The 15,845-nt window shown below is 42.1% G+C and carries 11 protein-coding genes and 1 pseudogene; 6 read left to right on the top strand and 6 right to left on the bottom strand.

Annotated elements, in window-relative coordinates; all coding sequences use genetic code 11:
* Positions 1–13 precede the first annotated feature (13 nt).
* The 4 genes and pseudogenes from QTO06_RS11885 to QTO06_RS11870 all read right to left on the bottom strand — a co-directional run bounded on the left by QTO06_RS11885 (position 14) and on the right by QTO06_RS11870 (position 3,234).
* Positions 14–736, bottom strand: coding sequence for a transglycosylase SLT domain-containing protein (locus tag QTO06_RS11885; RefSeq protein ID WP_331408213.1), 723 nt, complete (start codon positions 734–736; stop codon positions 14–16).
* Between the two features lie 150 nt (positions 737–886).
* Positions 887–1,671 (bottom strand): annotated as a pseudogene (locus tag QTO06_RS11880) (YeeE/YedE thiosulfate transporter family protein).
* 297 nt (positions 1,672–1,968) lie between these two features.
* Positions 1,969–2,385, bottom strand: coding sequence for a DUF5991 domain-containing protein (locus tag QTO06_RS11875; RefSeq protein WP_331408212.1), 417 nt, complete (start codon positions 2,383–2,385; stop codon positions 1,969–1,971).
* A gap of 3 nt (positions 2,386–2,388) precedes the next feature.
* A complete protein-coding gene (locus tag QTO06_RS11870) occupies positions 2,389–3,234 on the bottom strand; it encodes a hypothetical protein (protein WP_331408211.1) in 846 nt (281 codons plus the stop codon).
* 154 nt (positions 3,235–3,388) lie between these two features.
* Here QTO06_RS11870 and QTO06_RS11865 point away from each other — a divergent pair, with 154 nt between their 5' ends.
* The 6 genes from QTO06_RS11865 (at position 3,389) to dndE (ending at position 11,258) form a co-directional block, all read left to right on the top strand.
* The gene (locus QTO06_RS11865) at positions 3,389–3,913 is read left to right on the top strand and encodes a hypothetical protein (RefSeq protein WP_331408210.1); all 525 of its coding nucleotides are present in this window, start codon (positions 3,389–3,391) and stop codon (positions 3,911–3,913) included.
* A gap of 27 nt (positions 3,914–3,940) precedes the next feature.
* Positions 3,941–5,968, top strand: coding sequence for a DNA phosphorothioation-associated putative methyltransferase (locus QTO06_RS11860; protein WP_331408209.1), 2,028 nt, complete (start codon positions 3,941–3,943; stop codon positions 5,966–5,968).
* Between the two features lie 217 nt (positions 5,969–6,185).
* Positions 6,186–7,265, top strand: coding sequence for a DNA sulfur modification protein DndB (gene dndB, locus QTO06_RS11855; protein ID WP_025541728.1), 1,080 nt, complete (start codon positions 6,186–6,188; stop codon positions 7,263–7,265).
* Entirely contained in the window at positions 7,262–8,893 is a 1,632-nt protein-coding gene (locus QTO06_RS11850; RefSeq protein WP_021453027.1) for a DNA phosphorothioation system sulfurtransferase DndC, read from the top strand. Before dndB ends, QTO06_RS11850 begins: the two co-directional genes overlap by 4 nt.
* 8 nt (positions 8,894–8,901) lie before the next feature.
* A complete protein-coding gene (gene dndD / locus QTO06_RS11845; protein ID WP_331408208.1) occupies positions 8,902–10,911 on the top strand; it encodes a DNA sulfur modification protein DndD in 2,010 nt (669 codons plus the stop codon).
* Positions 10,911–11,258 carry a DNA sulfur modification protein DndE gene (dndE, locus tag QTO06_RS11840; RefSeq protein WP_331408207.1) on the top strand — a complete coding sequence of 116 codons (348 nt, stop codon included), beginning with the start codon at positions 10,911–10,913 and terminating at the stop codon, positions 11,256–11,258. The genes dndD and dndE overlap by 1 nt, the downstream gene beginning before the upstream one ends.
* Positions 11,259–11,324: 66 nt before the next feature.
* Here dndE and QTO06_RS11835 read toward each other — a convergent pair whose 3' ends face one another.
* Both QTO06_RS11835 and QTO06_RS11830 read right to left on the bottom strand, forming a co-directional pair.
* Entirely contained in the window at positions 11,325–13,079 is a 1,755-nt protein-coding gene (locus QTO06_RS11835) for a DUF262 domain-containing protein (RefSeq protein ID WP_331408248.1), read from the bottom strand.
* Positions 13,080–13,444: 365 nt separating this feature from the next.
* A complete protein-coding gene (locus QTO06_RS11830) occupies positions 13,445–15,823 on the bottom strand; it encodes a hypothetical protein (RefSeq protein WP_331408206.1) in 2,379 nt (792 codons plus the stop codon).
* Positions 15,824–15,845: the final 22 nt, after the last annotated feature.

Here is a 15,845-nt window from a genome sequence, read left to right as displayed (position 1 = left end):
AAATATGAAAGAATTAGCCGTGGAAGTTAGGGTGCATGCCCTTCTCTAGTTTGCGTCGCACCTTGTAAGAAACATCACCCAAGGTAATCCTGCCCGTCTTCTTACGGTCGATCCCCGCATTCTGGCGATAGGCGATCGACCCTTGTTTGAACAATACATGCGAATGCGGTTTCCCAATTGCCGCCGGATAGAGGATCGCCATATAAACGTCTTCTAAACAAGCCATGCGATTTCGGTAAGGCATAAAGTACGCTTTGACATAATCGAGCTGTTCAATAGCACTCATTTTGGCCAGTTTCTTAGTGCTGGTTCCCAGCGCCTCTGCCGTCGATGGCATAAACTGAATAAGCCCTGTTGCCCCACTCCCAGAACCATTTTTAATGCTCGGACTAAACGTCTCTGCCGTTTCAAACGCCATACAAGCCATCAAGTGGTTTGGATCAATATTGAGCTCTTGAGAAATGTCGCTCACTTTACTTTTGAAATCAGACGAAACGCGATTTCCCCAGGCAAGGGCATCTACAGAAGAGGGTGAAAAAGATGCATGAGAAGCATCATTTTTCTTAAGGGATAAAGACGAAGATGAGAAAATTTTCAGGAATTTCTGATTCTTACGTATCAGGCTACTAGGAAAGGAAAAAACCTTATCTTTTTTGTGCTTAAGCTTTGTTATTTTTAGTAGCTTATACAAGCGCTTAGAAACCGTTTTCACGATACAACCACAATTGGAAAACATTTCCCAAACTGTAATCCATTTCTTACTTTTTTAATATCAGTATCAATTATGAAGCACAAAAGTGTGAGTTGGATCCATGAGCTTTATAGAAAACATCACATCAATAAATGGAGTTGTTGGAAAAGTATTCACTCGCTTGGCAAAGTTATGCTACTTCCCAGCTCTAACCCCTACGAAAATTCCGGCAATAATACTCAACACTGCGACCAACCCTGCTGGAGAAAGTGCAGGTAATGCAACCAACAGTTGTGAATCATTACCGCCACCAGCCATCACAGCACCGAATCCCATCAAGATCCCAGCAGCCAAATGACGCATGTAATGTTTAATTGCAGAAGGCCTAAATTCAAAAGATTTTTTCGCGATTGCTGCTATCACCATGCCCCCGATTAATGCCGCCATTAACGCAAAACGTTCAAACTGAGGCCACTTCATGTCATTTTGATGCCAAATAGAAAGACTCATGTCTTTAAGCAGCCCACTCGGTGTCCAGTGCGGCTCATAAACACTAATCCTGCCATTACTCCGATTCCAAGCATCGATGCCCACAACACTTTGTCTTCTCGATTGAGTCTCCAAACGAACACAACCAACAAAATAGATAAACCAATTAAAGCGGTATATCGATACAAATGAGGAAGAGTGATCTCTCGGCCAATCACATTAGACGGAAGCAAACTAGAAAAAAACACCCAAGCGATAAACCATCCAAGTATCGTTGAGACCATGACCAACTCGCCGCGAGCAAGGCGACTTACTGTTGAAACGCCACATCCACTATTGAATGCCGCCCCAAGACCAAATAAGAAACCGCCAAGAGCAGAGTAAAGCGTGGGTTGAAATGCCGTAAAGTGACGACCTTCATCGAAAAAATAAGCAAAACCTACTGCCATCCAAGATAAAGTACCGCTCAGTATGATAGCCAATAGAAACATTGGCTTACCAGATGAAGCTTCTTTAACTCCTCTCACCATACATAACCCAGTGGTTTGAGCCAAATAGCCTAAGATCGCAATACAAATTAAGGAGAGAAAAAACAACATAACGCCCTCCGTATTGAGTCATTTTTTAGAGGCGTGTTGGAGAATCATTGATGACTACATTATTAAAACTATAGACACAGTTTTGGAAATCAACGTGTTTAGAGAGATGAATTGGCGTTATAGCTCACGAGTTGATGGCTTGAGTATTTGAACGCCAAGATAAGAGAATGATTTGAGGATGCTGAACTGTTACTTCTTTTCAAAACACGATGTGGACTTCGGTGCGGGTTCTCCAGGCCAATACGACAGCCAATGCGTTAAGAGCGCTTTTTGTTCCCTCTCCAACGAGAATAATGTCTCGTTAACTCTGTAAACTTGAATACCATACAGGTTACTTAGATCCCCATTAGAATAGGATTTAAACTGCACATCTAAACGATCGCCTTGAGCGCTCGTCGAACACACAATCGACTCATCCAACTGAAAGCCTTTTGCCTCAAGAGAACAAGAGCCTTCCGAAATGCTCAGTTCGTATTCTGCCCATGTACTCTGACCTGCTGCATTCTCACCTAAATCTAACTCACATCCATAATAGCCATCCCAAGAAGGAGTTAGCGAAGTCGATGCAGCAAAACTCAATAAAAGCGAGCTTAATAATTCGTTCATATCCTAGCCTATATACCCTGCTTGTAATCCCTTGTGGTACTTACTTGTCACTTTGCTCGAAATTTCACTTAATGTGATATTGCCATCTTTGTCTTTATCAAAGCCTGAGTTCTGCTTGTAAGCAATGGTGCCTCTTTTGAACAACGCATAAGAAGTCGATTTACCAATTGCTGCGGGGTAAAGAATGGCCATATACACATCTTCCAACTTATTAATACGCTTTCGATACGGCCAAAAGTACTTCTTAACATAATCAAGCTGTTTAACAGCAGTCATTTTGGCCAATTTTTCGGTCGTTGTCCCAAGCCCTTTGGCTGTTGCTGGCATAAACTGAATAAGACCCGTAGCCCCACTTCCTGCGGCATTCTTTATTTTCGGGCTAAACGTCTCGCCAGTTTCAAACGCCATACAAGCCATTAAAAAGTCAGGGTGAATATCCAACTCCTTACACACCAACAGAACCTTCTGCTTAAACTCTGGTGAGACTTTTGCGCCCCAAGCAATAGTTTGAATGGACTGAATGCTTGGCTCCGCTTTCTCAACGACTTGGTTGTGTGAAGTAGAGAATAAAGAAGCAAAACTCTTTGCCTGCTCTTTTGGTTTAACAAGAAACAGCGACAACGCTTTCCACGTTTTACCTTTCACATCAATTAAAGAGTCTGGCCTTCGAAACTTCAAAACCTCTTTTTGAAACCAGTAAATACGTTGCCGTGTGTTCGCACCACATACCCCATCTACCGACAGCAACCTTAATGGACCTATCGTTGCTCGATTGAGCGCCTCTTGCACTAACTTAACATCTGCCTTTTTGTTGATGCCCTTTAAGCCAACAGAATGAGAAAGTTTCATCGTCACCCTCCACTAATGATTGATGACGTGAAACTACTAAAAATGTACTAAACCTTTGGCGCAGAAAACGGAAAATAGAGTCGACTTCAACCTAATCTGCAACTATTTTGTCAGTCAGTAACCTTTCCTTACTGACCCTAAGATAAAAACTAAGATGCAAGACGCAATGATCAATTGGTATCGACAAAAACATCGCGCATTTGTTGGCGAGAATGCACCATCGAACGTCTCTCAAGAACAGCTGATGTTGCTGCAAGCTCACATATTAGAACCGCTTAGCCAACTTGGGGAGCTTACTATCACATACGGCTTTACCAACCATAAACTTCTTCGCTTTTTGTTGAGAAACAGCCCAAGAGACATGGGCCCAGATATAGATCAGCATGCTTCCATGGAGCTCAACAGCCAAGGAAATCGAATTTGCAAGCGAGATGGCGCTGCCTGTGACTTCTATGTACAAGGTTATGAACAGCGAATGGATGAAGTCGCAAAATACATTTGCACGAACCTCGAATTCGATCGCCTCTACTTCTACGGAAAAGACCGCCCTATTCACATCAGTGTCGGCCCTGAAAACACACGCTATGCACTGATTCGAGCAAAACGCAGTGATGGACTTCGCGTAAACAAGAAAAGTGCAAGAGGCACCGCCACACGGGCCTTATTCGATAACTTATAATCGAGGAAACATCATCGAGGACATGGAATGAATGAAGAACAGTTTGCTGAGCTTATTGCGCAGATCAAAGTAGGGAAACAATTGCCGGATGCTATCTACCTTCATAAAGATGCCTTTAGCGCCCTACCGACAGTACTCACTCAATTCATACCTGCGGTAGCAAAAGCCGTTAGCCTAGATGATGAACACTGGAATCTAGTGAAACTGTTTAAAAAAGAATTCCGTCTATCTTTGCTTCACTACCCTGACTTCTACACTGACTCCTACCCTGAACTAAGACAGAGCTTAACCGTCGACCTATCTAAATTAAGCCATAAAATCACAAGCTACTCGGATTCTGACAACCCACCGATCCTTCATCGCAAAGAGACCATGATCTTGCCAGAAAGTGAGCACTTTGATCATTTCACTTCAGTCACTCAAGAAGGTGAAAACGCGGGGCTGTATGAAAATAGCCGACTGATTGGGTTTAAGCGTTCTTGGGAAAACCTCATTGCGCGTCATGGCTATGAACTTGTCGACGGGCGCTTGTTCCGCAGCTCTGCTGTCACTCAAGTCGAAGAAACTGGAATTGATAGACACAAAACGGCACTCGTTCGCCATGAACTGTCTGCACCTATGAAAACACTGGTAAAGCATGGTTTCCTAGAAGGCTCTCATTCCATTTTTGATTATGGCTGCGGACGCGGTGATGACTTACGAGAACTGGAGGCACATGGGCTAGATGCACTTGGCTGGGATCCTAACTTTCAACCTGATAACGACAAAGTGAGTTCAGACATCGTCAACCTTGGCTTTGTTCTAAACGTGATTGAAGACCAAGATGAACGTTTAGATGCGCTGCTAGGCGCTTGGGAACTAGCGGATAAGCTTCTCGTTGTTTCTGTCATGCTTGCCAACGAAAGCTACATTGCCCAGTTCAAACCCTACAAAGATGGTGTGATTACTTCCCGTAATACCTTTCAAAAGTATTACGCTCAGTCTGAGATAAAGGCTTATATTGAACGCAGTTTGCAAGAGGATGCCATTACCGTTGCACCCGGCATTTTTTACATCTTCAAAGATAAACTCGAAGAGCAGCAGTACTTACAAAGCAAATATCAGCGCCACCATAAATGGCAGCAACTCACCTCTCCACAGCCTGTCGAAGCAAAAGACAAAGCCAAGCTCCTCATCACCCAAAACCAAGAACTGTTCGACGCATTTTGGAACACATGCTTAACGCTTGGTCGTATACCTGTTAACGAAGAATTTGAGCAATCAGACGAAGCAAGAGCTCTTATTGGCTCACATAAAAAAGTGTTTGGTCTGTTGCAAGAAATGTTCGACACCGAAGAGTTCGAAAAAGCAGAAAAGCGCCGCAAAGAAGACCTGTTGCTTTACTTTGCGATGGGACTGTTTGAGAAGAGAAAACCTTATACGCAACAACCAGAAACACTCAAGCGCGATATCAAAGCTCTATTTGATGATTATAAAACCGCACTTAACCTCGCAGCAGAATTGCTGTTCGCGATATCCGATACAGACCTAATCAACACGCAATGTGAAAAGGCCCACCTGCAATTACCTGCAAGTTTATTGAACGAGGGACACTCTCTTATCCTACATCGTGACTACATCGATGATTTACCACTCTTACTGCGCACATACGTAGGTGCGGGTTTACAAATGTATGGCGAACTGGATGAAGAAATCGATTTAATCAAAATCCATATCACGTCAGGCAAGCTAACCTTAACTGCTTATGACAACTTCGAGCACTCAGTACCATTTCTGGTCGAGCGCATCAAAATAAAAATGGCAGAACAAGATATCGACTTCTTTGATTATGTAGATGAGAAGCGCAGACCACCATTGCTCAACAAGCACCTTTACATGCCAGCCGAACACGAGAACTATAAAAAGCAGCTGAGCTTTGATAAGCGATTAGGCAAGTTAATGGAGTTTGAACCAACTGAAGAGACTCAGATGGTTCGAGCAGAATTTGAGGTACTTTTAGGCAAACACAATAAGGAAATCAGAGGGTTTAGAGTAAACGAGAAAGTATCCACTTAAACCTTCAGAAAAAACAGGCCTTGCCATGGAAATCTAACGTCTATCCCTGTAAAATACTCGACCTATTTTGGCAAACCAATGCAATATTTCGCAAATTTGAAATGACTGCATAACAAACTCGATCGAAAGTATGTCATTTTTTGACAAACCAAAAACTATGAACTTTGCTTACTTTTAGTTTTTACGTCAAAAAATAACAAACTAACTTAGGTTTCACATGCAAAATCAAGATTCAGGCTATTGCTACTCCTTTCCTGCTGTCAGAGGTATTCAAGCAGGACGTCCCTTTTACATTGCGACGTGCCCTCTTAGGATCATTCCTAAAATTTTCAGTTACAACGAAGACGATGTTCCGCCTGAGCTAAGAGCTCAACGAACGTTGAACAAAACTCGTATTCCTGAAATGGTTAAGTACCTTCTTGATAACCCAAAAGATTATGTTTTTTCTGCGTTGACAGTATCTGTAGGTGTAGATATCTCGTTCGAAGATCATGATGGTGCACCGAATTTAGGAACTCTAAAAGTTCCTATGGATGCCCAAATCTTGATCAATGATGGGCAACATCGTCGTAAAGCAATCGAAGAAGCCTTAAGGGAAAACCCGGACTTAGGTCAAGACAACATCCCAGTGTTGTTCTTCATTGATGAAGGACTTACACGCAGCCAACAGATGTTCGCTGATCTCAACAAATACGCGGTAAAACCTAGCCCGTCTCTGGGTACGCTGTATGACCATAGAGATGAAAGCTCCGAGCTTGCTCGCGAATTGGCAACTAAGGTTAAGCCTTTCATCGGTTTAACTGAAATGGAGAAATCCAATATCAGCCCTAAGTCGAACAAGCTATTTACTTTGAGTAGCATCAAACAATCGACTCGCGCACTCTTGAGCAAAGGTCCTAAGGACGGCTTCAGCGAAGAAGAAAAGCAACTTGCAGCTGAATTCTGGGAAGAAGTGACTCGCCACATCAAAGATTGGCAACTAGTCATTGATAAAGAAGTATCCCCAGCACAACTTCGCCAAGAATATATACATGCGCATGGCGTCGGGTTACATGCCATTGGTGTCCTAGGTAAACACCTACTGTGCCAAGAACCGAAGCAATGGAAAGAAAAGCTTCAGCAGTTGGGCAAAGTTAACTGGTTAAAAACCAATCCGGACTGGATCAAACGAAGTATGAACCACGGCAAACTAAGTAAGTCGACACAGAACATTCAACTTACTGCCAACGCACTAAAAATTGAACTTGGGTTACCACTAACCCCAGAAGAGAAAGCTCTAGAGAAACAGTTATCATGATACACGAGCTAAAACTGGCAGAAGATCTAGCCGAATACGAAGACTTTATCAATGCAGAAGACTTCGCAAATAACAAACTAAGCCACTACATTGCAGATGTGCAGCGTGTCTACTGTGCTGACAAACGCCCATGGGTAATTGGCTACAGCGGTGGTAAAGACTCATCAGCAGTCATGTCGTTAGTTTACTTGGCACTACTTGGCTTAGAACCAAAAGACCGCCAAAAACCGGTTTTTGTTGTATCTTCAGACACACTTGTTGAAACACCTGTTGTTGTTAACCACATCAAAGACTCGTTAGCCGCTATCGAGAAAGGCGCGAAGCGCGATAACCTACCTATCACTTGCCATAAAGTCGTCCCTAAAGACAATCAAACGTTTTGGGCAAACTTGCTTGGTAAAGGCTATCCGGCACCAACACGCTCCTTCCGTTGGTGTACAGAACGAATGAAAATTGACCCAGTGAGCGACTTTATCAAGTCTAAAGTCTCACAATTTGATGAAGTGATTGTAGTACTTGGCTCTCGTAGCCAAGAAAGTGCATCACGTGCGCAGGTCATTGCGAAACACAAAATTGACGGCTCACGATTAGCCCGCCATACAACACTTGCAAATGCGTTTATTTTTACCCCTATCGATACATGGGGTGTAGATGATGTTTGGAAGCTACTGCGTCTTTGCCACCTAGAAACTAAACAAACCCCGTACGGACCTAAGAACATTTGGATCGATGAGTATGATCTTGAATGGGAAAATCCGTGGGGTGGCAAAAACCTTGTGCTGTGGAATCTCTACAAAGACTCTTCTGGTCAAGGCGAATGCCCAATGGTCATCGATGAGACAACACCCTCTTGTGGTAACTCTCGCTTTGGTTGCTGGACCTGTACTGTCGTAACGAAAGACCGTGCAATGGAAAGTCTTATCCAAAATGGTGAGCAATGGATGGCCCCTCTTCTTGAGTTTCGTAATAAGCTGTCAATGACAACAGATCCTGCGAACAAAGAAGAATACCGAAACCATAAACGTCGCACAGGTAAAGTTAGCTACCAATACGCAAAAGAAGGCGAGGACATCGCAACCGAACGTAAGCACGTTCCGGGACCTTACTGGCTGAAATATCGCCGCCAGTGGTTGCGCGAGTTGCTTGAACTGGATAAGAAGTTTAAAGCTGAAGGAAGAGAGATCGAGCTGATCACAGTACCTGAACTTCATGCTATTCGCCAAGAGTGGATTCACGATCCAAATGAGCCAGACTGGGACGACTCTCTGCCTACTATTTTCAAAGAAGTTTATGGTTACGACCTTGATTGGGTATATGACGATAACGCAAGTTTTGGTAAAGATGACGCACAGCTCATTCATGAGCTTTGTGACAACTTTGATATTGAACCAGAGATGATCATGAAGCTTATCGAGCTAGAAGTCTCGATGGAAGGGTTAAGCCGTCGTAGCGGTATTTCAAATAAAATCGCGTCACTGTTGAAGCGAGACTGGGGTAGCTTGGAAGAGATCAAACAAAAGCATGCTTCTCTGCAGAGTAAAGCTGAGTTTGATATTCACCAAAAAGAGATCGAGCGCTACAACGACCAACTTGCCGAGCTAGATAAGCTGCTTCAAAAAGAGTTCTAAATACTGAAATGTTAATTACAAAACTAACTCTAAACAACTTTCGAGTGTTCCGTGGCGTACATGAAATCGACTTGCGCCCTGCTCCTGCACGTCTGAGTAAAAATGGCCCTATTGAAGGAACCGAACGACCAATTATTCTGTTTGGTGGCCTTAACGGTGCTGGTAAAACATCGATTCTGACAGCTGTGCGACTCGCTCTTTTTGGCCGTCAATCATTTAGCCAAGTGTTGTCAAATGGTGAGTACGTTGATGCCCTATCCGAACTTATCCATAAAGGCGTTGGCCATGGTGGCGTTCAAGATAACGCATCGATTGAGCTTGAGTTTAAATACAGCCAAAACGGCGAAGAAAACACTTATAAAGTGATTCGCGGCTGGAAACGCGGTAAGAAAGATAACCTGTGCCTTGAGAAAGATGGCATCCAAATCCCAGAGCTCAACTACGAGCAGTGCCAGGGTTTCCTCAACGAATTGATCCCTACAGGCATCGCTGACTTGTTCTTCTTCGACGGTGAAAAAATCGCAGAGCTTGCGGAAGACGAGTCAGGCACAGTGTTAAAGACCGCAGTCCGTCGACTATTGGGCTTAGATGTTATCGCAAAGCTCAAGAGTGACTTAAATATATTCTTGAAGAAGCAAGGCTCTAGTGCACTAAGCCAATCGATAAAAGAGGAAATGGATTCCCTTGATGAGCAACGTATCAGCCACGAGCGCAATGCAGAAAAACTTCGTGGTGAAGCGGACATCGTTGACGCACAAATTGAGCTCGTATCACGAGATATTCTTAGCCTAGAGGATAAGTTATCTCAAAACGGCGGCGCTTGGGCTAAAACTCGAGAAGATGAGCAACAAAAAGTAGATAGCTTGCTTAAAGAGAAAGTAGAGCTTGAAAAGCAAATCCGCATGGAGATGGAGACAAGTCTTCCATTCGCACTAGCACCTAATGCAATGCAGCGCCTTCAAACTCAGATCAAGCAAGAACAACAGATTAAGAAGAAACAGAACTTTGGTAATGAACTGGACTCATTCTTAGAAACACTGCGTTCAAAGTACCCAAGTTTCGATACAGAGATGGCTCAAAGTGCGATTGCAGACAGCTTTAAAGCACACGTGGGTGAATTTGATTCTGCTGAGCTGCTTTTAGATATCTCCGACCGTCAAGCGAATACTATTGACTATCAACTCTCAAATCTGGCTCGAGAATCTTTTTCACGTTTCGATGAAGCACGAGTACGCTTGGAAAAAGTCGAAGAAGAGATAGACAACGCCTCAAACAATATTGCACGAGCTCCTGAGCAAGAGCAGGTGCAAGAGCTTTTTGCGGACGTCCGCGCATTAGATAAGAAAAAAGAAAAGCTGATTATCGAATACCATGCTTTGCTCGAAGAAGCAAAACGCGAATTGCGCCAAGCACTCGAGACAGCTCGTCAAATTCAGAAGCTACACGATAAGAATAAAGATCAATCCAATAAAGATCAGAGTATTAGCAATGCCCAAAACTCAATCTTATTGCTTGAGAAATTTGGTGAACAGTTAACTAAAGCTCGCGTCAACCAGTTAGAGAACGAGTTCGTACAGTCATACAAAAAGCTGGCTCGTAAAGAAGATTTGCAGCTATCCGCTTCAATTAACCCTGCGTCGTTTGATGTTGAGCTAGTCGATGAACACGGTATTAAGATCAATCGCAAAGCAATGTCTGCGGGCGAAAAACAGATCTACGCGATCTCGATTCTGGAAGCACTAGGCCGTACATCTGGTCGTAAGCTGCCAATTATTATTGATACACCGCTAGGTCGCTTAGACTCTCATCATCGTGACAAGTTGGTAGAAAATTACTTCCCTACCGCAAGCCATCAAGTTGTAATTTTATCGACCGATACTGAGATCGATAGAAACTACACAAGTCTTATCCAAGACGACATTGCTCGTACTTACGAAATCTGTTTTGACGGTACAACTAAGTCTTCAACCTTGAAGGAAGGTTACTTCTGGAGAGAAACAACTAAGGAGGCTGTATAATGCTACCTAATCGTATGAATCTGACTCGCACTACTGAAGAGCAGCTTAAAAAGTTGAAGGGCTATACTGGTATCACTCCAAACGTGTCGGCACGTATTGCTTTCTTCCGTTCAATAGAAAGTGATTTTCGATACCAAGGTCAAGAAGCCAAGCTAGACGGCTCACTTGTGTTGGATAAGTATACTTGGCTTGGTGAGACTAGCGATGTTACTGAGTTAGTTTTGAAAATATACTACCCAAAGCTTGATAGCAAAGAATACCAACAAGCTTGGGCAGCACATGTTGAGGACGGAATAGCGGCTATTCGCAATCATAGAACTGTCGTTAACCTTTCAGTATCTTTATAAACAGCTAATTATTTTCCCAAAAAATGCGTAGTCAAAACTAATACCAATGGCTACGCAATCTACCCATCAAATATCATCAATATTAAGAGGCCAAATTTCACAAGCTTTAGTACTTAACTTATCAGCTCTTTCAGTAATATTGTCTACTTTCCAACATGCTAGAGTAGATATATTCCTTGTCTCAGAAAAATTTGAAGCTTGATAACTAGCAATTTTTTTAGAAAAAACGTTATTTTGATCTTTCTGATTCTGCTTTTTATTGAGAAGCGTCATATTTCCTATATGATAAACCCAATCTTTTACAGTAGTACCCTCTGGCATTTCAAAACCTGCTTCCTGCCATTTTTCTGGGCTTTGTGGGAGAATATGCTCCAAATGGATTTCAGAATAATTTGGAATTTTCTCATTACTATTACAATCAAGTTCATACTTTGACCATATGTATTTAGCAATACTATTATCTTTTATTTTAAAATTCCGTAAGGTCTCCTTAAATGCTTCATCTCCAATTTTATCCTCATGGCTAAAGAAAGGCAGTAAAGCTGCTGATTTACTTTTTTCCTCTCTTAAGTTATCTATGACCTGATCAAATACTTTTTTCGCACCACCTACTGAATAACTACCAATTGTTATCCATCGAAACAAAAATGACAAACTTATCTTTGTTATTACATCTAATAAATCTGGGCGATACTTTTGGCAATACATAATAAGTGGAAGGCATGTCGTATATTTCAAGGTATTAATATCACCAAAAACTCTCATATAGGTTTCTTTTTTGTGCAAAGAAACAGGAAAAACAAGATCTCTTGATGCATAATTAGACAAATATTCCGATTGTTCTAAAAGATCTTTTGAAAATTCCAGCAACTCATCCAAATTACACCCGTCCACATCTCTACTTATATACTTATAGAGTTCTTTTTTTGTAGTATTTGTGTTTTTAATTGACTCCCAATATACTCTAAGAAACTCAACTGGACTAACTCGTGTAGTTTCTATATTAAAAATCATATTGTCCCAAGATTGTAGAATTTCATCACTTGAATCTTGCTGAGAAGAGTTGTTCCACCGCATAAGTATCTTGTTTTTAACAAGATCTGCAACACTCAGATCCATCCCTTTTGAGTTCAATGACTCAAACAAAAGAAAGGCGTCATAATCAGTTTCAACTTCAATAGTTATAAATTTAAGTTTCTTTACTATATGAACCAAAATATTCTTTAGATTTTCTAATGCATCAGGACCCTTTAAGTCATTCCATATCAACTTGTAAAATTGCTTTTGTGTTTTTACTAATCTTTTATCTGATTTGTTGACCTTAAGTTCATCCTCAGTAAGTAGTACTCGCGTACGGTTTCTTACAATAGACTGAAAGCAAGTATCATTTTTTTTATTCAACTTAACAAAATAGTTATCTGGCTCACTAACTTCCAATAATCTTCCTGATGCTATTGATTCAATTTTTCTAGCTATCTTTTCGCTATCAGAATCTCTTTTAGCATCTTTGAAAATGCTAGAGTTATTCTTAAAACACTCTCCTATACTAGCAATTACTGAAAATAATATTGAAAAAGTAGCTAACCTTTGTTGGCCGTCAACTATATCAAAGCAATCCTCTGAATCAGAATACTTCTTTAGAACAACAGTTCCCATAAAATAATCAGAAGACTGCTTATAAGAATTAATAACGTCAATCCAAAGGGTCTCGACTTCGTCTGTTGTCCAAGAGTAATCACGTTGATAATCTGGAACATAGTAACTTCGTTCAAAACCACTTAGTATTTTTTCCAAACTTTTACTTTCAGGCGTAATGTTCATCACATTTATCTCTTTTTACTATAAATACAAGCTAAAGCACAAAGTGGCGCTAAATAATCCAATATACCTCGAATATAAGTAGCTTCAACTAACGTCCTTATTCCATCACCAAACCTTTCTGTCACTCTTGGGATATTACGATTGTGTAACTCTTTACCTAGCCGCCCGAGCTGTTTGTAATTTTCCATATACTCTATAACTTCCTGAGTATGTTTAGGGGTTGTATCATACCAATCACGTAAAGTAACAACCTCTGCATTTTTTTTGCCTTAGTAACCTCATCAAGCTTTTCTAAAACTTCTGGTTACTTCCTGCTCAATGGTATTTTTTCCATTTGTTACCTTTCAAAAATATCTGTAGTTAAGCTAAAGCACAGATCTGCTATTCAACTGCCCATAAACCACTTTCAACCTTGCTTCATCAATCAAGCAAACTTGCGCCACTTTTTGTGCAGCTTCATCAAAGCCATCAGTTTCATTAGTCAGTTGGCGGCAAATATCGGCCAAGCTGTCAAAGGCAAAGACCTGCTTGCAAACAAGGTTATGAGCAAAGTGCCAATGATAACCAAACTCTACATGAAAGCTTTTGATCAACGACAGGTAGAAATACTTGTTTAGATCAAGATCTAACACTTTATTGAGCTTGCGCTGAATAATGCCCACCTCAATGATACGCTCTTCATTTTCAATGATGTTGATTGCCTCCTCCATAATAGCTGGCACATCCACTGAAACAAAAGCACGCTCTTTGGCTTGGTAGGCAGCCTCATCGACACGGACTACCGCACCTTTGGTAATCAGTTTATCTAAATAGAAACTTGCATGGCCAATCGACTGGCTGCGAATTTTGCTAGCGATAAAGGCTTTATCTAATGGTTTATCACTGGCCGAAAATAGGGCCTCTAATACGCTTTCTTGGCCTGCTAAACTAAACTCTTGTTCCAAGCTAATAGTGTCAGCACCTGACTTGCCATTAAAGAAAATCCCCTCACGTTCACCGTGAGTACGCACAATGTGCCTTACCGTGAAATAATCCAACACTTGCTCATCACTCGCTTGGTAGTAGTCCACCGAGAGGTTGAGTGACTCTCGCCCCTCAGCTGCCGATTGTTGTAACACCGCTTTTACACCGCTCAGTGTATGGTTGATGTCATCTTCGGTAATGTTAATAAAGCGAATATGGCGGTATGAGCCTCGGTCAATTTGGTAAAGCCAGCCATAATCCACCGCATAGCCAATGCTCGGGTCTGGTCTGTCTTCCAACAACTTCACTCGAGAAATCGCTTTTTCATTGGTTCTTTTGTGAATCTGCTTCCAAGCCAACCCTTGTGGGTAGTCAATCAATGCATTGGCAATTGCCAGTGGCTTTGAAAGGTTTAGAGGAAGCACAAGCTCACCGAGTAACTCGAGTTTCTTACCACTTAAATGCGCCACGGCATTTTCGGCAACCGCTTTTTCAAGCCCGAGTCGGTCTTGTAAATAAGAGGTCACTGACTCTAAATCAGCTGGCGAAGAGTATTCCGCCCAGTAGTCGTCCAGTACCGAAACAGAAATATCCGGATAAACAATTTTGGTTAAACCACCAGAAACCAAGTCGCAGCTCATCTCCAAAAATTCATAAAAGCCTTTTTTGCTACTAAAACTACGTTGAAGCTGAGGAAATAACTCGGCCCGCAATACACTGAGGTTAGACTTCACATTAACCCATAATGTCACCGGTGCTACACGCATATGTGCGTGCCAATTTTTCTCTAAACGTACTTGAAGCTGGCGCACGCGCTCACGGGTAACCTTACCCGTAGGTAATGTATCGCCAATTTCTTGCAACGTCATAGATTCCATTTTGTAACCTAAACGGCCGGCTAAGATGAAAGAATCTCTTTCGCCTAGAGTGCTGAAAAATGAAGCGATATCGTCAATGAGCAGCTCTTCAAGCGTCGCAAGATCCACATCTTCACGCTGGCTATAGAGCTGTCTGGATCCACTTGTGTTTCCGAAATTTTCAGCGGAAATCTCAGCAAAGTTCTTGCTATCGATGAACGCAATCATTTCTTTAATTACGGCAATCTTTTTCGTACCAACGCTCGGGATCGCTCTTAGCGCAGGCTCATTAAGTTGACGCAGCTCACCCACCGTTAACGCTTCACCCAGGTGCTGGCACAACAAATTGCACGTTGCTTTAAACACATGTGGAAGTGCAAGCTGCGAGAGTGCAAGGCCATCTGATGGCATTTCCACTGGTTGCACTGGCAGTTGAACATCTGCATTGTGGTTATCTTCAGCTACAGCTCGTTTTCCACCCGAAAAGATGTCACGCAGCGTCGTGATGTGTGCAAGCTTAGTTCTCCCTAAACCTTTTATAGCTAGAAAGTCATCATCGCTCATGGTGAGAAACTCATCAGCAGTGAGCTCACGCTCTAAGCGAGATTGGATCAGTAGCAATGTGACCAGCTCTTTTTCAGGTATTCCAAACTGACTTACCATTAGAGGGGCTTCGACTTCGGCTTCGGCTTCGGCTTCGGCTTCGGCTTCGGCTTCGGCTTCGGCTTCGGCAAGAAGCATTGCATCTCTTACGCTCGTGTCAACATCTTTAGGCACACTTTTTTTTTGCTGAATATCAGATAGTGGAACCGTATTTGCCGGCTCTTCGTCCTGTATCTGATTCCCATTAGCATCATTACGCTTATTAAAAATGAAATAAGCAAGTGGTAAAATTGCCAGTAAAAGAAGGTAGTAATTATCCATTAACCCTTAACCAGATGAAAAA

This window comes from Vibrio sp. M260121 (genome assembly GCF_036533715.1).
In the GTDB taxonomy this organism is placed as follows: Bacteria; Pseudomonadota; Gammaproteobacteria; order Enterobacterales; family Vibrionaceae; genus Vibrio.
This window is presented reverse-complemented; position numbering and strand designations above follow the sequence as displayed.

Excerpts from the sequence above, each read along its gene's own strand:
- QTO06_RS11885 (WP_331408213.1), bottom strand. The coding sequence starts at position 736 with ATGTTTTCCAATTGTGGTTGTATCGTGAAAACGGTTTCTAAGCGCTTG.
- QTO06_RS11875 (WP_331408212.1), bottom strand. The coding sequence starts at position 2,385 with ATGAACGAATTATTAAGCTCGCTTTTATTGAGTTTTGCTGCATCGACT.
- QTO06_RS11870 (WP_331408211.1), bottom strand. The coding sequence starts at position 3,234 with ATGAAACTTTCTCATTCTGTTGGCTTAAAGGGCATCAACAAAAAGGCA.
- QTO06_RS11865 (WP_331408210.1), top strand. The coding sequence starts at position 3,389 with ATGCAAGACGCAATGATCAATTGGTATCGACAAAAACATCGCGCATTT.
- QTO06_RS11860 (WP_331408209.1), top strand. The coding sequence starts at position 3,941 with ATGAATGAAGAACAGTTTGCTGAGCTTATTGCGCAGATCAAAGTAGGG.
- dndB (WP_025541728.1), top strand. The coding sequence starts at position 6,186 with ATGCAAAATCAAGATTCAGGCTATTGCTACTCCTTTCCTGCTGTCAGA.
- QTO06_RS11850 (WP_021453027.1), top strand. The coding sequence starts at position 7,262 with ATGATACACGAGCTAAAACTGGCAGAAGATCTAGCCGAATACGAAGAC.
- dndD (WP_331408208.1), top strand. The coding sequence starts at position 8,902 with ATGTTAATTACAAAACTAACTCTAAACAACTTTCGAGTGTTCCGTGGC.
- dndE (WP_331408207.1), top strand. The coding sequence starts at position 10,911 with ATGCTACCTAATCGTATGAATCTGACTCGCACTACTGAAGAGCAGCTT.
- QTO06_RS11835 (WP_331408248.1), bottom strand. The coding sequence starts at position 13,079 with ATGAACATTACGCCTGAAAGTAAAAGTTTGGAAAAAATACTAAGTGGT.
- QTO06_RS11830 (WP_331408206.1), bottom strand. The coding sequence starts at position 15,823 with ATGGATAATTACTACCTTCTTTTACTGGCAATTTTACCACTTGCTTAT.